Source organism: Afipia carboxidovorans OM5, from assembly GCF_000218565.1.
Taxonomy (GTDB): Bacteria; Pseudomonadota; Alphaproteobacteria; order Rhizobiales; family Xanthobacteraceae; genus Afipia; species Afipia carboxidovorans.
The window spans coordinates 619,844-640,013 of record NC_015684.1; the positions used below are offsets into that span (position 1 = coordinate 619,844).

Consider the following 20,170-nt stretch of genomic DNA (forward strand, 5'->3'; position numbering starts at 1 on the left):
CGACAAGCCCCGCCATTGGGCCAAGCGCGAAGCCGGTGTTCAGGCCTCCTGACGGACCCCGGCGCTTTCCAAAAATGCTTCCACTTCAACGCGTTGAGGGGAAGCGAAGGCGCCGCCATGCCGACCGCATTTCAGCGCCGCGGCGGCCGCCGAAAACCGCATGGCGCCTTCGGTCGATTGCCCCTCGGCAATCGCGAGCGTGAAGGCGCCATGGAACACGTCGCCTGCGCCGAGCGTATCCACCGCCTCGATCGGGAAGGAGGGCATGTGGCGTCCTCGCCCGTCCTCGAGCCAGATCATGCCGCCCGCACCCTTTGTGACGCCGACGAACGCCGGCGTCATCCCGGCGATCGCCTGAAGCGCGGCAATATCGTCTTTGGTCTCGGCGGTGCCGCGCAGCGCCTCGGCGGAGAAGACGATGTGGGTCGCGGCCCGCAGCATGGGCTGATTGAGCGGCATCACGCGGTCATAGTCCAGCACCACGGGAATGCCGCGCGCCTGCGCCTCGAAGCAAATGTCGCGGACGAATTCGGCGCAGCGGTTCTCGGTGAGGATCGCGTCGCAATCCTTCAAGAGTTCGTCGGTATCGGGCAGCGTTACCTTCCACATTTGCGGATCGCGATAGGTAACGATGGTGCGCTCGCCAGTGTGGTCGATCATGATGTTGGAGATTGGCGTCACGAGGCCCGGCATCCGCACCATGGCGCTCGAGTCGATGCCTTCCTGCGCGAGATCGTCGATGATGGTCTCGGCGACCTTCTCGCCGGCATCTCCCATCGGACCGGACATCCGCACGCGGCCGCCGAGCCGGGCGATGGCAACCGCGGCATTGAGCGCATTGCCGCCACTGAATTCGGTAAAGTGCGTGGCACGTACCTTGTGGCCCGCTGCTGGCAGGTTGTGGACGCGAAACACGAGGTCGCGCACCGGCATGCCGATGCAGAGAATGCGGGGAGCGGAGGCGGGTGGCTGGTGCAAACTCATCAAGTTTCCGATCGCGGGTGGCAACAGGAAAACAGCCGGACCACGAGGTCGGTTCCCCGGATTGGATCTCAGCGTAGCGTAGGTCTGCTGTCTCCGCGCCTGTCAGGACAATCCGATTTTCTCGCGCAACGCGCGGATCAAGGCATCGGCCGTGGCGGCCTCGTAAGTCACGGGCGGCACCACACCCCACACCGGGCGCGGCCATGCGGCGTCGGTGGTGCGGCGCGCGATGATGTGGACATGCAATTGCGGCACCATGTTGCCAAGCGCCGCGACGTTGAGCTTGTCGCAGTTGGTAATCTCTTTCAGCGCCCGCGCGACGCGGTCGGTCTCTTTCGTGAGTTGAATCCGATCGGTCTCGGTCAGATCGATGAGGTCGCGCGCACCGTCACGTTGCGGCACCAGCACCAGCCAGGGGTAGTTGGCGTCCTTCATGAGCAGCAGCTGCGACAATTCCAGATCGCCGATGACCCAGGTGTCTGTTTCGAGCTGAGGGTGAAGCGACCATGAGGGCATGCGGGACTCGCAACGACGATTGATTCTGCGCGGCACATTAGCAGAGCTGTGCGAGGAGCGTGGAACCTGTCGGATAGGGATGAGAGTGGCGTCGGGTTGTTCGATTGCCGCCGGAGGTATCCGCCGCTTCGGCCCCGCCGGGCGGCGTTGTAAAGCGGTAAAACGCACCGTCCCTTGCTTGCTTTCCGTGGGCTTTCGCTCCAAATAGGGAGTGGGAGATTGGCGGTGGACGAGCCACTCGCCAACCGGGTCAGGTCCGGAAGGAAGCAGCCCTAACGAGGTCCGGATCGGGTCGCTCGTCAGTCTCCTACCTCTTTCATCTGCCGGGGCCGGCGCGATGCCGGCCGACTGCCCGCCGCTTTGCGTGGCAGAGCGGCGCGCCCGAACAACGATGCGGATCGTCCGATGCCCGATTCCGACCTCTCAGGCCTGAGTGCGGGCGACCAGGCCGATCAGCAGGCCGGCGATCAAGCGGGTCTTGGTTTTGCGGAGCCCGCAGCCGTCGAGCGTCCCGCGGTCGCCTCGGGCTACCGCGTTCTGGCGCGGAAGTATCGTCCCTCGAATTTCGACGACCTGATTGGCCAGGAAGCCATGGTCCGCACCATCTCGAATGCGTTCGAGACCGGGCGGATTCCGCAGGCCTGGATTCTCACCGGCGTGCGCGGCGTCGGCAAGACCACGACTGCGCGCATCCTCGCCCGCGCGCTGAATTACGAATTGCCGGATGGCTCGGCGAAAGGGCCGAGCATCGCGATGCCGGTGCCGGGCGTGCATTGCCAGGCGATCATGGAAAGCCGTCACATCGACGTGCTGGAGATGGACGCGGCCTCGCACACCGGCATCGACGACGTGCGCCAGATCACCGACGGCGTGCGCTATGCGCCATCGAGTGCGCGCTACAAGGTCTACATCATCGACGAAGTCCACATGCTGTCGGAGAAGGCGTTCAATGCCTTCCTCAAGACGCTGGAGGAGCCGCCGGAGCACGCCAAGTTCGTGTTCGCGACTACTGAGATTCGCAAAGTGCCGGTCACGGTGCTGTCGCGCTGCCAGCGGTTCGACCTGCGGCGTGTCGATGCCGAGGTGCTGATGACGCATCTCGCAAATATCGTGACGCGTGAAGGCGTCGAGGCGGAGCCGGAAGCGCTCGGCCTGATTGCGCGCGCGGCGGAAGGCTCGGTGCGCGACTCGCTCTCGCTGCTCGATCAGGCGATTGCGCATGCGGCAGGCCTCGTGCGCGCCGAGGACGTGCGCCAGATGCTTGGTCTTGCCGACCGCACGCGGGTGATCGATCTGTTCGAACATCTCGCGAAGGGCGATATCGCCAGCGCCTTTGCCGAATTCCGCGAGCAATATGACACCGGGGCCGATCCGGTCGTGGTGCTGAGCGATCTCGCTGAGTTCGTGAACTTCGTCACCCGTGTGAAGGTGGTGCCCGCGACGGCGGACAACGTCGCGCTCGGCGAAGCGGAGCGCACGCGTGGTCGCGAATTCGCAACCAAGCTGTCGATGCGCGTGCTGTCGCGGATGTGGCAGATGCTGCTCAAGGGCATTGCGGAGGTGCAGAACGCGACGCGCCCGCAGGCTGCGGCCGAAATGGTGCTGGTGCGCGTCGCCTACGTCGCCGACCTGCCGACGCCCGACGAAGCGATCAAGATGATCGGTGAAAACGGCGGCGCAGGGAGCGTTCCTTCTGTTGCGCCCATCGGCGGTGCCGCGCCGAGAAGCCCCGCGATGTCTGCGCCCACATCGGTTTCGCGTGGTCCTGCGCCCGCGCCGCGCACCATGCCGCCTGCGCGGGCTGCAAATGAAACCATCGCGCGCCAGCAGCCGCGACCGGTGGAGTCGGTCGCGCCACAGTCCGCGCCGGTGCTACGGCTTTCGACCTACGCCGACATTGTCGAACTCGCGCGCGAGAAGCGCGACGTGCAGCTCAAGACCGCGCTTGAGGCCGATCTGCGGCTGGTGCGTATGGAAGACGGCAAGCTCGAGATCGCGCTCGAGCGCAGTGCCGCGCGCTCGGTGGTCAACGAGTTGCAGCGCAAGCTCGAGCAATGGACCGGCCGCCGCTGGGCGGTGATCGTGTCCAATGAAGAAGGCGAGCCGACGCTGCGCGCGCAGGCGCGCGAACGCAAGGACAAGCTGACCGAAGATGTGCAGGCCGATCCGCGCGTGCAGGCGGTGATGACGCTGTTCCCGGGTACCGAGGTGGTCGACGTGCGCCGTCTTGCGCCGGAGCCGCCCGCGGCGATGCCTGCAGGCGATGAGTCCGCCGATGGCTTCGACGATGACGACGACGTTTAACGTGAGGATGATTCATGGCTGATTTTCTCGGCATGATGAAGCAGGCTGCGCAGCTTCAATCGAAGATGAAGGAGATGCAGGAGCAGCTCGACCAGGTCGAGGTTGAGGGCTCCGCCGGTGGCAGCATGGTGACCGTGCGCATGACCGCGAAGATGGAGCTGAAAGCCGTCTCCATCGATCCGTCGCTGATGAAGCCGGAGGAGCGCGAGGTGCTGGAGGATCTGCTGGTCGCGGCGCAGAACGATGCGCGGCGCAAGGCGGAAGAGGCGATGCAGGAGCGCATGAAGGCGCTGACCGGTGGCCTCAGCATTCCGGGGCTGGGCCTCGGTTGACATGGCCTCCACCGTTGCCGGACCGGAGATCGAGCGGCTGATCCAGTTGCTGGCGCGGCTTCCGGGCCTTGGCCCGCGCTCGGCCCGCCGCGCGGCGCTGCATCTCATCAAGAAGCGCGAAGCTCTGATGGCGCCGCTCGCCTCCGCATTGCAAGTTGCGATCGAGCGCATTCAGGTGTGCCACACCTGCGGCAACATCGACACGCAGAACCCGTGCACGATCTGCAGCGACCCGCGGCGTGATCCGGCGATCATTGTGGTGGTGGCCGACGTCTCCGACCTCTGGGCGCTGGAGCGTGCGCATGCAACGCAGGGTCGCTATCATGTGTTGGGTGCGACGCTGTCGCCGCTCGACGGCATCGGCCCGCAAGACCTCACCATCGATGCGCTGGTGACGCGCGCGCAGGTGCCCGAAGTGACCGAGATCATTCTCGCGCTCAATGCCACTGTCGATGGCCAGACCACGGCGCACTACGTCACCGACATGCTGCAGGATGCCAACGTCAAGGTGACGCGGCTCGCGCATGGCGTGCCGGTCGGCGGCGAACTCGATTATCTCGATGAGGGTACGCTGTCGGCGGCGATGCGGCAGCGGACGCTGTTCTAGCTACGCCTTTGTCGGCGTTTCCAGCATCTCGAAATGCCGTCGCTGCTGCAGATAGGCGAGCAGGAACAGGCTCGGGATCGCGACCAGCACGCTGACCACGAAGAATGCGGGCCAGCCGGTGGCTTTCGCGACATAGCCGGCGCCTGATGACAGATAGATGCGGCCGACCGAGGCGAGCGCGGTCAACAGCGCATACTGCGTCGCGGTGTGCAGCGGGTTGTTGCACAAGGCCGAGAGGTAGGCGACGAAGATCACCGTGCCGATGGCGCCGGTGAACTGCTCGAGGGTGACGGCAACGGTGAGCGCCCATTGCTGCGGTCCGATCAACGCCAGCCATGAGAAAGTGAGGTTGGAGATCGCCTGCAGCAGGCCGCCGATCCACAGGCATACAATCAGCGGCGAAGTGCGGGCCAGGAAGCCGCCCGCGAAGCCACCGATCAAGGTGGCCGCGAGGCCGACGCCCTTGACGATGATGGCATAGTCATTGCGGGAAAACCCGATATCGATGATGAACGGCACCGTCATCGCGCCGGCAAATGCATCGGTGAACTTGAACAGCATCACGAAGGCGAGCACGGCGACCGCGTCACGCCGCGTCAGGAATTCGGTGAAGGCGCCGAGCGCGGCCTGCGCCACGCGCTGCACTGAGCTGTCGTGGCCACTCGTGACGGCTGTTGCTTCTGCCTCGATCGATGGCGCCGGCTCGCGTGCCAGTAGCACGGTGATGATTCCGATCACGACCAGCCCTGCCATCACGGCAAAGCTTGCGGACCAGGCGGCAAGCCGGCCGAAACCGGCATACTCAAACCCGGTGACGAGAAACAGCGCGCCGGCGGTCGAAGCCACCATGCCGACGCGATAGGCCGCGACATAGGAGGCCATGCCTGCGGCCTGCTCATCCTCGGGAAGACTCTCGACGCGGAAGGCATCGATGACGATATCCTGCGTCGCCGAGGCAGTCGCGACCAGCAACGCACCGACCGCGACGAAAAACGGCGAGCGCGCCGGATCGGTCAGTCCGAGTGCAAGGATCGCTGCTATCAGGAGAAGTTGCGTGAACACCAGCCAGCCGCGTCTGCGCCCGAGCCAGCGGCCGAGGAGTGGCAGATTGAGGCCGTCGACCAGCGGCGCCCACAGGAATTTCAGCGTGTAGGGCGTGCCGACCAGCGTGAACAGCCCGATGGTGCCGAGGCTGACACCGCTCTCGCTGACCCATACCAGCAGTGTCGATCCCGACAGCGCCAGCGGCAGTCCCGACGAGAAGCCCAGGAACATCACGACCAGAACGCGGGGCTTCAGATAAACGGTGAGCGCCTCACGCCAGGATGCGCGGGCCGCAGCGGATGTCTCGACGCTCTCTGGCGATGTCATGGGAAGGTGTTAGCAGATTCGGGGCGCTTTCCTTCTCACTTGTGGCAGGGCAGCAGTTTCACTCGCTATCGTCATGGCGGAAAAGCTTATTCCCCCGCCTGCAATGCCCGCGGCTGGCTGGGGAACAGGTCGGTCGGTGTGCTGTCGGCGGGCGGGGAGGCATCCTCGGTCTGGCCGAAATCGAGTTCCTCGATCTTGACCGCGCGCTTGCCGATCTTGTTGACCGAAATCAGCACCTGCCGCACGTCCTCGCTGACCTGATCGAAATGGCTGCCCAGTTTGCTGACGCGGTCGCGCAGCCGCTCGACGTCGCCCATCATGTTCATCACCTCGGTGCGGATCTGGTCGGCGGCATCGCGCATCCGCGCGTCCTTCATGATCTGCTGCATCACCTGAATCGCGAGCATCAGGAGCGAGGGCGACACCAGCACGATTCGGGCGCGATAGGCCTTCTGCACCACGTCGTCGAAGCCGTCATGAATCTCCGCGTAGACGGATTCGGAGGGCACGAACATCAAGGCCGTGTCCTGCGTCTCGCCGGCAATCAGATATTTCCCGGCGATGTCGGAGACATGCTTCATCACGTCCTGACGCAAGCGTTGCGCCGCAAGCTTGCGCGCGTCGTCGCTCTTGGCCTCGCGCAGCGCCGTCACCGCCTCGAGCGGAAATTTCGCATCGATGCACAGCGGTCGCTGGTCGGGCAGAAACACCACGCAATCCGGGCGCTTGTTGTTCGACAGCGTATGCTGGAAGGCGAACGCGCCTTTCGGCAGCCCGTCCTGCACAATCGCTTCCATCCGCGCCTGGCCGAACGCGCCGCGTGCCTGCTTGTTGGCGAGCACGTCGCGCAGCGTCGTCACCTGCGTCGTGAGGTCGGTGAGGTTCTTGTGCGCGTTGTCGATGATGCCGAGCCGCTCGTGCAGCGCGCGCAGGCTCTCCATGGTGTTGCGGGTGGTCTGCTCCATCGACTGGCCGACACGCTGCGTCACCGAATCGAGCCGCTCGTTGACGGCGCGCGCCATCTCGGTCTGCCGCCCGGCGAGCGCCTGCCCCATCTCGTGCACGCGCCCGGCAGCTTCGTTCTGGATGCGCAGCACCTCGCTGAGGCGCTCCTCCATCTCATCCGCGCGGATCGCCTGTGCCATGGCAACAGCCGCGCGGGTCCTCCCGGTGCGAGCGATGATGATGGCAATGACGAGAAGCAGCGACAGCGCGAGCACGCCGCAGACGAGAAGCGCCATGCCGGTGCGCACCGGGGTATCGCCGATCAGAAATAGGATGTCGTTCATTGTGCGAGTGTAGCCCGATTCGCGTCCGCTATGGAACGAAGCGGGAACATTTATGGTTAACAAATTATTTCATACGCGGTGACCCGGCGCGCCACACGGGCCGTTTGACCGCGAAAGGCGCAGCGATTACATCGCAGTCATGGCCATTCGTGAAATCATCAGCATTCCGGACAAACGCCTGCGCCGCGTTTCCGAGCCGGTTGAAAAAATTACTTCCGAAGTCCGCGCGCTCGCCGAGGACATGTTCGAAACCATGTATGACGCGCCAGGTATTGGCCTTGCCGCCATTCAAGTGGCGGTACCGCTGCGGCTCATCACCATGGATCTCGCCAAGAAAGAGGGCGAGAGCGCGCCGCGGGTGTTCATCAACCCGGAGATTTTGTCGAAGTCGGAAGACATCGCGGTCTACGAAGAAGGCTGCCTGTCGATCCCCGAATATTACGAGGAAGTCGAGCGGCCGGCCTCGGTGCGCGTGCGCTTCATGGACCTCGAGGGCGAGGTTCATGAGGAGGATGCCGAGGGGCTTTTCGCCACCTGCATCCAGCACGAGATCGACCACCTCAACGGCGTTCTGTTCATCGATTATCTGTCGAAGCTCAAGCGCGACCGGGTGATGAAGAAGTTCACCAAGGCCGCGAAGCTCGCGGCGAAGTAGTCGAACGAAATCCCTCTTGCTGCCATGCCCGCGCTCGTCGCGGGCATCTACATCTTGGTCTTTCAAATCGCCAAGGCGTGGATGCCCGCGACAAGCGCGGGCATGACAGAGTAAAAAGGTTAAGTCTGCAAGGGATAACCCGCGTTCATGCCGCTTCGTCTGATCTTCATGGGCACGCCGGATTTCGCAGTGCCGACGCTGCGCGAACTGCATGCGCAGGGCCATGAGATCGCGGCGGTCTATACCCGTGCGGCCAAGCCCGCCGGGCGAGGCATGAAGCTGCAGATAACGCCGGTGGAGAAGGCGGCGCGCGAGCTCGGCCTGCCGGTGCTGACGCCGTCAACATTGAGGACGCCTGAGGCGGAAGCGGAATTCCGCGCCCACAACGCGGATGCCGCCGTGGTCGTCGCCTATGGCATGATCCTGCCTGCGAACATTCTCAACGCTGTGCCGCGCGGCTGTTTCAATCTGCACGCCTCGCTGTTGCCGCGCTGGCGCGGAGCTGCGCCGATCCAGCGTGCGATCATGACGGGTGACGCCGAATCCGGCGTGATGGTGATGAAGATGGATGTCGGTCTCGATACCGGCGACGTCGCGATGACGGATCGCCTGCAGATCACCGATGCGATGACCGCGCAGGACCTGCACGATGCGCTGGCGCCGCGCGGCGCCAGGTTGATGGCGCAGGCGATGGTTGCGCTGGAGCAGGGTAGTCTCAACCTTAAACCGCAAGGCGAAGAAGGCGTCACCTACGCCGCCAAGATCGGCAAGGCGGAAGCAAAGATCGACTGGGCACGGCCTGCACACGATGTGCTGCGCCACATTCACGGTCTGTCGCCGTTTCCCGGTGCGTGGTTCGAGGTCGCCATCGACGGCGCGCCGGTGCGCATCAAGGTGCTGCGCTGTGAGCTGGTGAAGGGATCAGGCGCGCCCGGCGCACTGCTCGACGATCGCTTGACGATCGCATGCGGCGAGGGCGCGATCCGTCTTCTCGACGTGCAGCGCGCGGGCAAACAGCCGATGCGCGCGCTGGATTTTCTGCGTGGCACGCCGCTCATACCGCCGCTGAGTGTCATGTGATGGGGATTCCTCGATCGGCCTCTTTCACCTCGCCCCGTTTACGGGGAGAGGTCGGATTGCGTAGCAATCCGGGTGAGGGGCGTTCGTGCTGCTCGTCCGGACTATGCCCCTCACCCTCATTATACCCCCGACCCTCTCCCCGCGGGCGGGGAGAGGGAGCGAGGCTCCGACGCTGATGCCGCGCTACAAGCTCCTCATCGAATATGACGGCACGCCGTTCTGCGGCTGGCAGTATCAGGACAACGGCCCCTCCGTGCAGGGCGCACTGGAGGATGCCGTCGCCGCGCTGGCGGGCACGCACGTGCGTGTTCATGGCGCGGGGCGCACCGACGCCGGAGTGCATGCACTGGGGCAGGTCGCGCATATCGATCTCGAGAAATCCTATCGTACCGATCAGGTGCGTGATGCGCTCAACGCCCATCTGCGGCCGCACCCGATCGGCGTGTTGTCAGCGGAGATCGTGCCGGAGACATTCGAGTCGCGCTTCTCAGCGGTGAAGCGGCATTATATCTATCGCATCAGCAATCGGCGAGCCAACCTCGCGCTCGATCTTCATCGTGCGTGGCGTATCGCGCGGACGCTCGATGTCGCGGCGATGCACGAGGCTGCGCAGGTGCTGGTCGGCCGGCACGATTTCACGACGTTTCGTGACACCGAATGTCAGGCGAAATCGCCGGAAAAGACGCTCGATCAACTCGACGTCACGCGTGAGGGCGATGCGGTGAGCATCGTCACCTCGGCCCGCTCGTTCCTGCACAGCCAGGTGCGTTCGATGGTCGGCTCGCTGGTGTGGGTCGGTCACGGCCGGTGGACCATCGCCGACATGCGCAATGCGCTCGCTGCGCGCGACCGCACCGCGTGCGGCCCGGTGGCCCCGCCGGAAGGATTGTATCTGGTGCGGGTGGATTATTGATTCTTCTTTCCCTCTCCCCTTGTGGGAGAGGGTGGCGAGAATCGAGCAAAGCGAGATCGAGCCGGGTGAGGGGTGAAGCTGCATATGCGATGCGACCCCTCACCCGCCCTCGCTGGGCTCGGACACCCTCTCCCACAAGGGGAGAGGGGAAGAAGTGCTCGTAGAGGCTATGACTCCAGCGCTTTCATCGCATCCCAGAACGTCTCCTCGCCGTCCCTGACATTCTCCTGCCAGTGATCGGCGGCGTTGTCGTCGGCTTCGTCGGTGATGAACTTGAATGCGCGCCAGGGCAGCGAGTGGCGCTGGCAGACATGAGCGATGGCGTAGAGCTCCATGTCGACGATGTCGACCTTGTTCTCGACGAGCCACGGATCGGGCGCGGTGACGAAACTGTCGCCGGTGCCGCAGATCACGCCGTCGCGCCCCGACGACAGGTGATCGATCTCCGGCGAGAACGGTGTGCGCCCGCGCGGCGCGAGCGGCATCGCCATCATGTCGCGCTGAACGACATGCGCGACCTCGACGAGGCCGTTATGCATCTTGTGAATTTTGCCGGCAGTGCCGTAATTGATCACGAGCCGCGGGCGCAGCACCAGAAGCGCGAGCGTCGCGGCGCTCGCCGCATTGATCTTGCCGACGCCGGTGTAGATCACCTCGACGCCGTCAGGCGCGCGCGCCTTGTCGAGTTCATCGTCGATGGCGGTGAGAACGAGAATGTGCCCGCTCATGCGCGTGCTCACTTGAAGTAGCGCGTAAGAACGCCGCGATAGATTTGCGTCAGCGCGTCGAGATCGGCGACCGGCGTGCGCTCGTCGATCTGGTGCATGGTTTGGCCGACGAGGCCGAATTCCAGCACCGGACAGTAATGGGTGATGAAGCGTGCATCCGAGGTGCCGCCGCCGGTGTCGAGCTTCGGCTTGCGTCCGGTCACTTCCTCGATCGCGTCGATAACGAGATCAGTGAACGCGCCCGGCTGCGTCAGAAAAGCGTCGGCGTTCGACGGCTCCCACTCGATGCGCGCGGTGATGCGGTTGCCTGTGAGTTTCTCGACACGCGCTTCGATCAAGGCACGTAGCGCGTCCTGCGTGCGGCAATCGTTGTGGCGGATGTTGAAGCGCGCGCGCGCCTGCGCCGGGATCACGTTCCACGCCGGATTGCCGGTGTCGATCGACAGAAATTCGAGGTTGGACGGCGGAAAGTGATCGCTGCCCTGATCGAGCGGATCGGCATCAAGCGCTGCGACGAGGCTTGCGATTTCAGGCAATGGATTATGCGCACGGTCGGGATAGGCCGCGTGGCCCTGCTTGCCTTCGACGATCAGCGTGCCGGACAGCGAGCCGCGCCGCCCTGCCTTGATGCAGTCGCCGAGCGCGTTGACGTTGCTGGGTTCGCCGAGCAGGCAGTGGTCGAATTTTTCGCCGCGCTTCGCGGCCCAGTCGAGCAGCTTCACCGTGCCGTTGACGGCGGGGCCTTCCTCGTCGCCGGTGATGAGGAACGAGATCGAGCCCTTTGGTTTACCACCGTTGGCTTCGAGATAATCGAGCACGGCGGCGGCGGCGCAGGCGATCGCGCCCTTCATGTCGACGGCACCGCGGCCATAGAGCACGCCGCCGTCGACTGTGGCCGCGAATGCATCGTGCGACCACGCTGCATTATCGCCGGGTGGCACCACGTCGGTGTGACCCGCGAAGGTGATGTGCGGATGGCCGGCCCCGATGCGCGCATAGAGGTTGTCGGTGTCGTCCGCGCCCGGCTCGCTGAACGTCAGGCGATAGGTTTCGAAACCGGCATCCTTCAAAAGCTTTTCGAGCACGCCGAGCGCACCCGCATCCGCCGGCGTCACCGAGGGGCAAGCCAGAAGATCACGGGCAATGTCGAGCGCCTTGCTCATGGTTATTCGCGCAGCAGTTCGTTGATGCTGGTCTTGGAGCGGGTCTTCTCGTCGACGCGCTTGACGATCACGGCGCAGTAAAGCGAGGGACCGGGCGAGCCGTCGGGCAGCGGCTTGCCGGGCATCGAGCCGGGGACCACCACGGAGTAGGCCGGCACTTCGCCGATGTATACTTCGCCGGTGGCGCGGTCGATGATGCGGGTCGAGGCGCCGATGAACACGCCCATCGACAGCACCGCGCCCTTTCGCACGATCACGCCTTCGGCGACTTCGGAGCGCGCGCCGATGAAACAGTTGTCCTCGATGATGACCGGGCCGGCCTGCAACGGCTCCAGCACGCCGCCGATGCCCACGCCGCCGGAGATGTGGACGTGCTTGCCGATCTGCGCGCAGGAGCCGACAGTCGACCACGTGTCGATCATGGTCGCTTCATCGACATAAGCGCCGAGATTGACGAAAGACGGCATCAGCACGACGTTTTTGGCGATGAACGCCGAGCGGCGGACGATCGCGCCCGGCACCGCGCGGAAACCCGCCTCGCGGAATTTCTGCTCGGAATAATTCTCGAGCTTCGAGGGCACCTTGTCCCACCACTGCGCGCCGCCGGGGCCGCCCGGAATCGGCGCCATGTCGTTGAGGCGGAAGGAGATCAGCACGGCCTTCTTCAGCCACTGATTGATCTTCCACGCCCCATCCGCCTGCGGTTCGGCAACCCGCGCCTCGCCCTTGTCGAGCAGGTCGAGCGCAAGCTCCACCGCGTCGCGCACCTCGCCTTTGGTCGCGGCGGTAATGCTGTCGCGGGCGTCGAAGGCTGTGTTCAGCGTAGTTTCGAGAGCGGAGAGAGACATTGGCTTCCTTGGAAAATCAGCAGTAAGAATTCCTGCCAGCTGGAAGTAGTTGCCAATTGGCAGGGAATTCTTTGGCCGAATTTGCGAGAGAGAGCAAGCCACACCTACCGTCATGCCCGCGCTTGTCGCGGGCATCCACGTCTTGAGAGCCGGTAAGAAAGTCGTGGATGGCCGGGTCATAGGCGTTCTTAGGAGAACGCCGTTCTTCGAACGGCTATGCCCGGCCATGACGGGGATTTATTTTCCCGCAATCCCCGCCAGAAACCCCGTCAGGTCCTCGGTCACATGGTCGACATGCGCCGCGTCGCGGCCTTCCATTTCCCAGGTTTCCCGCACGACCTTTTTGGCGCCGTCCGGCACCACAAGCACGGTGGTCATGCCAAGCTCGTGAGGAATCGCGAGGTTGCGGGCAAGATCCTCGAACATCGCGGCGTGCGAGGCATCGACATCGTGCAGGTCGAGAAAGCGCTGATAGGTGCGACGCGCGGGCTTCGGCTCGAACTCGGCCGAGATGATGTCGAACACGCCGTCGAAGGTCACGCCGAGTGCGAGCCGCTCCAGCACCTTCTCGGCGTGAGCGACGGAGGCGTTGGTCAGGATCAGCTTGCGCCCCGGCAGCTTGAAAAGCGCTTCGCCCATCGCCGGGTTAGGCTCGAGCGGCGAGTGGTCGATGTCGTGGACATAGGCGAGGAACTGGTCGGCGCTGATGCCGTGCTCGGTCATCATGCCGCGCATCGTGGTGCCGTAGCGGCGATAGTAATCCTTCTGGATGCGGAAGGCTTCGGTCGCCTCGACCTTGAGCGCGTCGGCGACGAAATCGCGGATGCGACCGTCGACCTGCTGCCACAGGTTGACGTGGTGCGGGTAGAGCGTGTTGTCGAGATCGAACACCCAGGTGTCGATGTGGTCGAAGCCGCGTTTCTCGGTCATGTCTCTCGGAGAAGCGGAGCAGGCTGGTGTCTGCGCCGCTGTCATTTGTAAATCAGCGTGCCTGTGCCCTGATTGGTGAACAATTCCAGCAACACGGCGTGCGGAGTCTTGCCGTCGAGAATGACGACGCCTTCGACGCCCGCCTCAAGCGCGTAGATGCAGGTCTCAACCTTCGGGATCATGCCGCCGGAGATGGTGCCGTCCGCAATCAGCCGCCGCGCATCCTTGATCGACAGTTCGGGGATCAGCTTTTTCGACTTGTCGAGCACGCCGGCGACATCCGTCAGCAGCAGAAGACGCTTGGCGCGCAACGCACCCGCAACCGCGCCGGCAAACGTGTCGGCGTTGACATTGTAGGTCTGCCCGTCGGTCGAGACCGCGAGCGGCGCCAGCACCGGAATGAGCTCATGGCCGATCAACTGATTCAACAGCGCGAGGTCGACCTTGTCGGGCTCGCCGACAAAACCGAGATCGATCACCTTCTCGATGTTGGAATCCGGGTCGATCATGGTGCGCGTCGCCTTCACGGCGGTGACCATGTTGCCGTCCTTGCCGGACAGACCGACGGCCTTGCCGCCGGCGGCGTTGATGTGGCTGACGATCTGTTTGTTGATCGAGCCCGCGAGCACCATCTCGACGATCTCGATGGCGGACGCATCGGTGATCCGTAATCCGGCTGCAAATTCGGATTTGATGCCGAGGCGCCCGAGCATGGTTGCGATCTGCGGACCGCCGCCATGCACCACCACCGGATTGATCGCGGTCTGCTCGAGCAGCACGATGTCGCGGGCAAATTCGCGCGCAAGGTGCTCTTCGCCCATGGCGTGGCCGCCGTATTTAATGACGATGGTCTCCTCGTCGTACTGCTGCATATGCGGCAGCGCTTCGGAGAGAATACGGGCCTGATCCTGCGGGCTTATGTCGGACATGGGCGAACCTTGCGGCGGGTAGCCAAGGGATAATCGAGGGATAATCAAGAGGTGGCTGGGCGAGACGGGTTTAGCCGATTGGTGTGACAGGTGCAAAGCACCTCACGCATTGGTGGCCCGCGGCGGCCAGAGTGCCGCGACGGCGAGCATCAGCCAGGAGGCGATGAACAGCGTGCCGCCGGTCGGCGCAGCCATTCTGAACAGGCCATGGCCGGTATAATGCAGTGACACCAGGTCGCCGCCGAACAGGATCGCGGCAAGGATGAAGCCGTAAGCGGTGGTCAGCCCGAGCTGGCGACGCGCGAGCCCCTGATGAACCAGCAGCACCGTGCCGACCACGGCGCAGGCGTGGAACAGCAGCATCGAGGATGCGATGCCGAGCCGAGTTGCATCGGCCTGGTGTGTCGCGGCGGCGGCGAGCGCCACGCCGCAGGCCCCCATCAGTCCGGCGAACGCGACCGCGATCCGCAGCGATAAGGTTGAAGTCATGCCCGCTCCCGCAACAGTTTCACGATCGCCGCCCGCATCTCGGCCATGCCGGCGCCATCCCGCGAGGACGTCACCAGCATCTCGGGATAGGCGGCCGGATGCTTGCGCAATTTCTCCGCCATTGCGGCCATGGTCTCGTCAAGCGCGGATTTCTTCACCTGGTCGGTCTTGGTCAGCACGATCTGGTAGCTGACCGCGGACTTGTCCAGCGTCGTCAACACTTCGTCGTCGGCATCCTTGAAGCCATGACGTGAATCGATCAGCACATAGACGCGCGCGAGGTTCGCCCGGCCGAGCAGGTAACGGTGGATCAGCGTGGTCCACGACGCGATCTTGGTTTTCGGCGCGGAGGCGTAGCCATAGCCCGGCATGTCGACGAGCCGCAGTTCGGGGGTCTGAGCGTCGAGCGGGCCCGGTCCCTTGAAGAAGATCAGTTCCTGCGTGCGTCCCGGCGTGTGCGAGGTGCGCGCGAGCGCGTTGCGGCCCGTCAGCGCGTTGATGAGGCTCGACTTGCCGACGTTGGAGCGCCCCGCAAGTGCGATCTCGATGCCCTGCATCGGCGGCAGCGTCTCGATCGAGGGGGAGGCCCAGAAGAATTGCCAGTCGCCGGCGAAAAGCTTTCGGCCGGCTTCGATCAATTCAGCGTCGGGATCATTTGTCATGTTTTTCGAGACTACAGAAACGTGGATGCCCGGGACAAGCCCGGGCATGACGGTGGATGACATATCGGGTTCGGCGGCTATGCCGCTATCCCGCTTTCTTGCTGGCGAACATCGACTTCAGGTTGTCGAACAGTTCGATCTTCACGCCGTTCTTTTTCATGATGGCGCTCTGCTGCAGAACCGACAGCAGGTTGTTCCAGGCCCAGTAGATCACGAGGCCTGCCGGGAACGAGGCCAGCATGAAGGTGAACACCACCGGCATCCAGTCGAAGATCATCTTCTGCGTCGGATCCGGCGGCTGCGGATTGAGCTTCATCTGGAACCACATCGTGATGCCCATGATGACCGGCCAGGCGCCGATGGCGAGATAGGTGCCGATGAGCGGCACCGCACTCGGATCGAAGGGCAACAGGCCGAACAGGTTGAAGATGTGGGTCGGGTCCGGCGCCGAGAGATCGCGAATCCAGCCGAAGAACGGCGCGTGGCGCATTTCGATGGTGATGAACAGCACCTTGTAGAGCGCGAAGAAGACCGGGATCTGGATCGCGATCGGCAGACAGCCTGCGATCGGATTGATCTTCTCCTTCTTGTAAATCTCCATCATCTCCTGCTGCTGCTTCACGCGGTCGTCAGGATATTTCTCCTTCAGCGCGGTCAGCTGCGGCTGCACGGCCTTCATCTTCGCCATCGAGGCGTAGGACTTGTTGGCGAGCGGGAAGAACACCGCCTTGATGGCGACGGTGACGAGCAGAATCGCGACGCCGAAATTGCCGAACAGGCGATAGAGCTGGTCGATCGCCCAGAACATCGGCTTGGTGATGAAGTAGAACCAGCCCCAGTCGATCAGCAGTTCGAAACGGTTGAGTTTGAGCTGCTTGTCGTAGGCATCGACGGTCGCGACTTCCTTGGCGCCGGCGAACAGGCGCGTCGTGGTGGTCGCGCTGCCGCCAGCCGGCACGGCGACCGGGTCGAGTAGATAGTCGGTCTGGTAGATACGGGTTGGGCCGACGAGGTTCGAGGAGAAGCGCGCGGTGAGCGCAGCAGCCGGATCCGGCAGCAGCGTCGCTGCCCAGTATTTGTCGGTGATGCCGAGCCAGCCGTTGGTGACCTTGAACTCGCTCGTCTTCTTCTCGTCCATGTTCTTGTACGAGAATTCCTGCAGTCCCTGGTCGCCAAGCACGCCGATCGGGCCTTCATGCAGGATGTAATAGCCCGAAGTTTCCGGCACGCCGTGACGCGAGATCAGGCCGAACGGATAGACGGTCGTCGGCGCGGTGCCGCTGTTGGCGACATCATCCTTGACGGTGAAGACGTATTTGTCGTCGACCGAGATCGTGCGGGTGAAGGTGAGCCCTTCGCCGTTGTCATATTTGAGAACCACCGGCGTGGTGGAGGTGAGTGCGTTGGAGCCCTCCTGCGTCCACACCGTGTCGAGGGTTGGCATCTTGATGGTAGCGCCGGCCGCCGGCACGAAGCCGAATTCCGCGTAATAGGGCGCCTTGGTGCCCGACGGCGAGAACAGTACTTCCGCGGGCGACTTCGGATCGACCGTCTCGCGATACTTCACGAGCGACACGTCGTCGAAGCGCGCGCCCTTCAGCGCAATGCTGCCGATGAGGTTCGGCGTCTCGATCTTGATGCGCGGAGAGGCGGCGATCACCTCGGCGCGGTCTTTCACCTGCGCGCCCTGCTGCTGCTGGATGGTGGGCGAGCCCGGCGTCGGTGCCGTGCTGCCAGCGGCCGGCGTCTGCGTGGTTGCGTTCGGTGCCGCCGAGTTCGCGGGGTTCGCCGCCTGCGTCTGCGCCTGCTGCGCGGCGCGCTGGCGCGCCATCTCCGGCTCATTATAGAAATACTGCCAGCCGAGCAGCACGACGCCGGACAGGAGCACGGCAAGGATGGTGTTGCGATTATCGGTCATCGATCAGGTCTCGCGGGTCTGCTGCGAATGGCGGGAAGGGCGGGAAGGGCGGGAGGGCCGGGCGCCGATCGCGCCCTTCGCCTTGCTGAGGTGAGCGAGCGCGGCGCGAAAATCCGCGATCAAAACTTGGAATTCCCGGTTGAGCGCGTTGCGCCGGCCGACGATGACATAATCACGCGGAGAGGGCGCCGTGCCGAGCCCCGCCTGTCTGACCATGTCGCGAAGCCTGCGGCGCACGCGATTGCGCTCGGTGGCCGTGCCGACCTTTTTGCTGACGGTGAAGCCGATGCGGGTGGGGCCGGGATCGTCGCGAAGGCGCGCCTGCACCACGAAAGCGGGCCGCGCAGCGCGCGGACCTTGGGCGGCGGCGAGAAAATCCGCGCGTTTTTTCAACCGGTCCATGCTGTCAACCGGCGCATCATGGCCGCCGGTTAGGCGCTCAAGCGCTTGCGACCACGCGCGCGGCGGGCAGCGAGAACCTTGCGGCCACCGGTCGTGGCCTGACGCGCGCGAAAGCCGTGGCGGCGCTTGCGCACCAGTTTGCTGGGTTGATAAGTCCGCTTCACGGTCGTTCTCCGCTGTCGGGCGTCCGCTTTTCGCGGCATCGCCCCAGTGAGTGCCGAGCAAATTCAAATTGCCGAGCAGGTTTCAATGGGTTCGTCCGCAGATGGGGCTCGGAGCCGGCCAGAAATAAACCGGCCCGGACGAGCCGGGCCATCGCGGACAGTTGGCGGGCTTATACGGGAGTGGGCTGTTTTCGTCAACGGAGCGTGCAAATTGCCCCGAGTCCGGCGCCGCCGCCGGGCCGCCCTGAAATATTCATAGATTTCAGCTATTTCGAGCGTTTGACGGGCCCCGCCTGCAGGTGCGAGTGTGGGGCCCACGAGGGAGCGGAAATCAAGGGCCGGATCGTGGCTGAAAGCGTGCCGCCGAAGACGTCGCAGGAAAGGCCGGCTATGCCGCGCGGGCGGCTCAATCTGTCCGGCAAGCTCCTGCTTTTGACGATTCCGCTGGTGATGATCGCGGAAGTGCTGATCTACGTCCCCTCGATCGCCAACTTCAGCGTCAACCGCCTCAACGACCGGATCGCCGCCGCCAACACCGCGGCGCTGGTGCTCGATGCCGCGCCAGCGGGCATGGTGCCGGATTCGCTTGCCCGCAGTATTCTGCAAAGCATCGGCGCGCGTGCGGTCGCGATCAAATCCGGCCAGCAGCGCCGCCTGCTTGCGGTGGCCGATATGCCGCCCGCGGTGGTGCGCGACATCGATATGCGCACCATGACGGTGTGGTCGGCGATCGCCGATTCATTCTCGATGATGCTGGAGCGCAGCGACGGCGTGATCCGCATCATCGGGCCTGCACCGCAGGGCGAGCAGTTCATCGAAGTGGTGGTGGACGAGGCGCCGCTGCGCAAGGCGATGTATCGCTTCTCCTCCAACGTGCTGTTGCTGTCGTTTGGTTTTGCGATCGCGACCGCGGGACTGATCTACCTCGCCCTGCACTTCCTGTTCGTGCGGCCGATGCGGCGGATGACCGCGAACCTGGTTGCGTTTCACGAGAATCCGGAGAGCGTCGATCGCGTCATCGTGCCCTCGAATCGTGGGGACGAGATCGGTGTCGCCGAGCGAGAACTGGCGGATTTGCAGCACGATCTTGTCTCCATGCTGCATCAGAAGAGCCATCTCGCGGCGCTTGGACTGGCCGTTTCCAAGATTAATCACGACCTGCGCAATCTGCTCGCCTCCTCGCAGCTTCTCTCCGACCAGCTCGCGAGCGTGCCCGATCCGCGGGTGCAGCGCTTCGCGCCAAAACTGTTGCGCTCGCTCGAGCGCGCGATTGCGTTCTGTCAGTCGACACTGTCCTACGGCAAGGTGCAGGAGGCGCGACCGGAGCGGCGCATGGTGGCGCTCGAGCCGATCGTCAACGAGGTGCGCGAATCGGTCGGCATCGCGACTGACCCTGATATTGTTTGGGGCAGTGCCATCGAGCGCGGGCTCGTGGTCGATGCCGACCCCGATCAACTCTTTCGCGTTCTGCTCAACCTCGTGCGCAACGCGTTTCAGGCGCTCGAGACCCAGCCTGATGCCGATATCGCGCCGAAGCAGATCCGCGTGGCCGGGCGTCGCGAGGGCGCGGTCGCGGTGCTGGAGATTTCCGACACCGGGCCAGGCATTCCACCACGCGCGCGCGAGCATCTGTTCGAGGCGTTTCAGGGCTCCTCGCGCGAAGGCGGCACCGGTCTTGGGCTTGCCATCGCGGCAGAGCTTATCCGCGCGCATGGCGGGCAGATCGATCTCGTCGAGGGGACGATCGGGGCGACGTTCCGGATCGTCATCCCCGACCGGACCATTCCTTTGCGCGAATTGCGCCAGGAGCGGGCCCGCGCCTGAGCGGCACTAAGGTCCTCAATTGGGAGAGGATTTGGCCGGTGATCTTTAAGAAAACCGACCTT

21 protein-coding genes and 1 other RNA gene are annotated in these 20,170 nt (G+C 64.1%); 8 read left to right on the forward strand and 14 right to left on the reverse strand.

Annotation, left to right across the window (positions count from 1 at the left end):
- Window positions 1–39 precede the first annotated feature (39 nt).
- Window positions 40–984 (reverse strand): sugar kinase, encoded by a 945-nt coding sequence (locus OCA5_RS02970; RefSeq protein ID WP_012564673.1) that lies wholly within the window; start codon window positions 982–984, stop codon window positions 40–42.
- A gap of 102 nt (window positions 985–1,086) precedes the next feature.
- Window positions 1,087–1,500 carry an HIT domain-containing protein gene (locus OCA5_RS02975; protein ID WP_012564672.1) on the reverse strand — a complete coding sequence of 138 codons (414 nt, stop codon included), beginning with the start codon at window positions 1,498–1,500 and terminating at the stop codon, window positions 1,087–1,089.
- A gap of 214 nt (window positions 1,501–1,714) precedes the next feature.
- On the opposite strand from OCA5_RS02975, the gene ffs reads away from it, so the two are divergent.
- From ffs to recR, 4 genes are all read left to right on the forward strand, one after another.
- Window positions 1,715–1,811: signal recognition particle sRNA small type (gene ffs / locus OCA5_RS18650), an RNA gene on the forward strand.
- Between the two features lie 94 nt (window positions 1,812–1,905).
- Window positions 1,906–3,804, forward strand: a complete 1,899-nt coding sequence (locus OCA5_RS02980; protein WP_012564671.1) for a DNA polymerase III subunit gamma/tau — start codon at window positions 1,906–1,908, stop codon at window positions 3,802–3,804.
- A gap of 14 nt (window positions 3,805–3,818) precedes the next feature.
- A complete protein-coding gene (locus OCA5_RS02985; protein ID WP_012564670.1) occupies window positions 3,819–4,136 on the forward strand; it encodes a YbaB/EbfC family nucleoid-associated protein in 318 nt (105 codons plus the stop codon).
- Window position 4,137: 1 nt separating this feature from the next.
- Window positions 4,138–4,743, forward strand: coding sequence for a recombination mediator RecR (gene recR, locus OCA5_RS02990; RefSeq protein ID WP_012564669.1), 606 nt, complete (start codon window positions 4,138–4,140; stop codon window positions 4,741–4,743).
- On the opposite strand, the gene OCA5_RS02995 is transcribed toward recR, so the two are convergent.
- A complete protein-coding gene (locus OCA5_RS02995; protein WP_012564668.1) occupies window positions 4,744–6,114 on the reverse strand; it encodes an AmpG family muropeptide MFS transporter in 1,371 nt (456 codons plus the stop codon).
- A gap of 86 nt (window positions 6,115–6,200) precedes the next feature.
- Window positions 6,201–7,403, reverse strand: a complete 1,203-nt coding sequence (locus OCA5_RS03000) for a DNA recombination protein RmuC (protein ID WP_012564667.1) — start codon at window positions 7,401–7,403, stop codon at window positions 6,201–6,203.
- A 139-nt stretch (window positions 7,404–7,542) separates the two neighbouring features.
- On the opposite strand from OCA5_RS03000, the gene def reads away from it, so the two are divergent.
- The 3 genes from def to truA all read left to right on the forward strand — a co-directional run bounded on the left by def (window position 7,543) and on the right by truA (window position 10,051).
- Window positions 7,543–8,058: a peptide deformylase gene (gene def / locus OCA5_RS03005; protein WP_012564666.1), complete on the forward strand. Its 516-nt coding sequence runs from the start codon at window positions 7,543–7,545 to the stop codon at window positions 8,056–8,058.
- A gap of 147 nt (window positions 8,059–8,205) precedes the next feature.
- Complete coding sequence (gene fmt, locus OCA5_RS03010) at window positions 8,206–9,138, forward strand: methionyl-tRNA formyltransferase (protein ID WP_012564665.1); 933 nt, start codon at window positions 8,206–8,208, stop codon at window positions 9,136–9,138.
- 175 nt (window positions 9,139–9,313) lie between these two features.
- Window positions 9,314–10,051, forward strand: a complete 738-nt coding sequence (truA, locus tag OCA5_RS03015) for a tRNA pseudouridine(38-40) synthase TruA (RefSeq protein WP_012564664.1) — start codon at window positions 9,314–9,316, stop codon at window positions 10,049–10,051.
- Between the two features lie 167 nt (window positions 10,052–10,218).
- Here truA and OCA5_RS03020 read toward each other — a convergent pair whose 3' ends face one another.
- The 10 genes from OCA5_RS03020 to rpmH form a co-directional block, all read right to left on the reverse strand.
- Complete coding sequence (locus tag OCA5_RS03020; RefSeq protein ID WP_012564663.1) at window positions 10,219–10,779, reverse strand: phosphorylase family protein; 561 nt, start codon at window positions 10,777–10,779, stop codon at window positions 10,219–10,221.
- Between the two features lie 8 nt (window positions 10,780–10,787).
- Window positions 10,788–11,942: a succinyl-diaminopimelate desuccinylase gene (gene dapE, locus OCA5_RS03025; RefSeq protein WP_012564662.1), complete on the reverse strand. Its 1,155-nt coding sequence runs from the start codon at window positions 11,940–11,942 to the stop codon at window positions 10,788–10,790.
- A gap of 2 nt (window positions 11,943–11,944) precedes the next feature.
- Window positions 11,945–12,790: a 2,3,4,5-tetrahydropyridine-2,6-dicarboxylate N-succinyltransferase gene (gene dapD, locus OCA5_RS03030; protein WP_012564661.1), complete on the reverse strand. Its 846-nt coding sequence runs from the start codon at window positions 12,788–12,790 to the stop codon at window positions 11,945–11,947.
- Window positions 12,791–13,027: 237 nt separating this feature from the next.
- Window positions 13,028–13,720 carry a pyrimidine 5'-nucleotidase gene (locus tag OCA5_RS03035; RefSeq protein ID WP_012564660.1) on the reverse strand — a complete coding sequence of 231 codons (693 nt, stop codon included), beginning with the start codon at window positions 13,718–13,720 and terminating at the stop codon, window positions 13,028–13,030.
- 41 nt (window positions 13,721–13,761) lie between these two features.
- Window positions 13,762–14,649 (reverse strand): acetylglutamate kinase, encoded by an 888-nt coding sequence (argB, locus tag OCA5_RS03040; RefSeq protein ID WP_012564659.1) that lies wholly within the window; start codon window positions 14,647–14,649, stop codon window positions 13,762–13,764.
- A 102-nt stretch (window positions 14,650–14,751) separates the two neighbouring features.
- Entirely contained in the window at window positions 14,752–15,138 is a 387-nt protein-coding gene (locus tag OCA5_RS03045; RefSeq protein ID WP_012564658.1) for a DUF423 domain-containing protein, read from the reverse strand.
- On the reverse strand, window positions 15,135–15,800 hold the full coding sequence (yihA, locus tag OCA5_RS03050) for a ribosome biogenesis GTP-binding protein YihA/YsxC (RefSeq protein ID WP_012564657.1): 666 nt from the start codon (window positions 15,798–15,800) through the stop codon (window positions 15,135–15,137). The genes OCA5_RS03045 and yihA overlap by 4 nt, the downstream gene beginning before the upstream one ends.
- A gap of 85 nt (window positions 15,801–15,885) precedes the next feature.
- A complete protein-coding gene (yidC, locus tag OCA5_RS03055; RefSeq protein WP_012564656.1) occupies window positions 15,886–17,718 on the reverse strand; it encodes a membrane protein insertase YidC in 1,833 nt (610 codons plus the stop codon).
- A gap of 3 nt (window positions 17,719–17,721) precedes the next feature.
- Complete coding sequence (gene rnpA / locus OCA5_RS03060; protein ID WP_012564655.1) at window positions 17,722–18,120, reverse strand: ribonuclease P protein component; 399 nt, start codon at window positions 18,118–18,120, stop codon at window positions 17,722–17,724.
- Window positions 18,121–18,149: 29 nt separating this feature from the next.
- Entirely contained in the window at window positions 18,150–18,284 is a 135-nt protein-coding gene (gene rpmH, locus OCA5_RS03065; RefSeq protein ID WP_012564654.1) for a 50S ribosomal protein L34, read from the reverse strand.
- 390 nt (window positions 18,285–18,674) lie between these two features.
- Here rpmH and OCA5_RS03070 point away from each other — a divergent pair, with 390 nt between their 5' ends.
- Window positions 18,675–20,108 (forward strand): sensor histidine kinase, encoded by a 1,434-nt coding sequence (locus OCA5_RS03070; protein ID WP_012564653.1) that lies wholly within the window; start codon window positions 18,675–18,677, stop codon window positions 20,106–20,108.
- Window positions 20,109–20,170 lie beyond the last annotated feature (62 nt).

Bases quoted from the DNA above. Each gene is read 5' to 3' on its own strand.
- OCA5_RS02970 (WP_012564673.1), bottom strand. From the start codon at position 984: ATGAGTTTGCACCAGCCACCCGCCTCCGCTCCCCGCATTCTCTGCATC.
- OCA5_RS02975 (WP_012564672.1), bottom strand. From the start codon at position 1,500: ATGCCCTCATGGTCGCTTCACCCTCAGCTCGAAACAGACACCTGGGTC.
- OCA5_RS02980 (WP_012564671.1), top strand. From the start codon at position 1,906: ATGCCCGATTCCGACCTCTCAGGCCTGAGTGCGGGCGACCAGGCCGAT.
- OCA5_RS02985 (WP_012564670.1), top strand. From the start codon at position 3,819: ATGGCTGATTTTCTCGGCATGATGAAGCAGGCTGCGCAGCTTCAATCG.
- recR (WP_012564669.1), top strand. From the start codon at position 4,138: ATGGCCTCCACCGTTGCCGGACCGGAGATCGAGCGGCTGATCCAGTTG.
- OCA5_RS02995 (WP_012564668.1), bottom strand. From the start codon at position 6,114: ATGACATCGCCAGAGAGCGTCGAGACATCCGCTGCGGCCCGCGCATCC.
- OCA5_RS03000 (WP_012564667.1), bottom strand. From the start codon at position 7,403: ATGAACGACATCCTATTTCTGATCGGCGATACCCCGGTGCGCACCGGC.
- def (WP_012564666.1), top strand. From the start codon at position 7,543: ATGGCCATTCGTGAAATCATCAGCATTCCGGACAAACGCCTGCGCCGC.
- fmt (WP_012564665.1), top strand. From the start codon at position 8,206: ATGCCGCTTCGTCTGATCTTCATGGGCACGCCGGATTTCGCAGTGCCG.
- truA (WP_012564664.1), top strand. From the start codon at position 9,314: ATGCCGCGCTACAAGCTCCTCATCGAATATGACGGCACGCCGTTCTGC.
- OCA5_RS03020 (WP_012564663.1), bottom strand. From the start codon at position 10,779: ATGAGCGGGCACATTCTCGTTCTCACCGCCATCGACGATGAACTCGAC.
- dapE (WP_012564662.1), bottom strand. From the start codon at position 11,942: ATGAGCAAGGCGCTCGACATTGCCCGTGATCTTCTGGCTTGCCCCTCG.
- dapD (WP_012564661.1), bottom strand. From the start codon at position 12,790: ATGTCTCTCTCCGCTCTCGAAACTACGCTGAACACAGCCTTCGACGCC.
- OCA5_RS03035 (WP_012564660.1), bottom strand. From the start codon at position 13,720: ATGACCGAGAAACGCGGCTTCGACCACATCGACACCTGGGTGTTCGAT.
- argB (WP_012564659.1), bottom strand. From the start codon at position 14,649: ATGTCCGACATAAGCCCGCAGGATCAGGCCCGTATTCTCTCCGAAGCG.
- OCA5_RS03045 (WP_012564658.1), bottom strand. From the start codon at position 15,138: ATGACTTCAACCTTATCGCTGCGGATCGCGGTCGCGTTCGCCGGACTG.
- yihA (WP_012564657.1), bottom strand. From the start codon at position 15,800: ATGACAAATGATCCCGACGCTGAATTGATCGAAGCCGGCCGAAAGCTT.
- yidC (WP_012564656.1), bottom strand. From the start codon at position 17,718: ATGACCGATAATCGCAACACCATCCTTGCCGTGCTCCTGTCCGGCGTC.
- rnpA (WP_012564655.1), bottom strand. From the start codon at position 18,120: ATGGACCGGTTGAAAAAACGCGCGGATTTTCTCGCCGCCGCCCAAGGT.
- OCA5_RS03070 (WP_012564653.1), top strand. From the start codon at position 18,675: ATGCCGCGCGGGCGGCTCAATCTGTCCGGCAAGCTCCTGCTTTTGACG.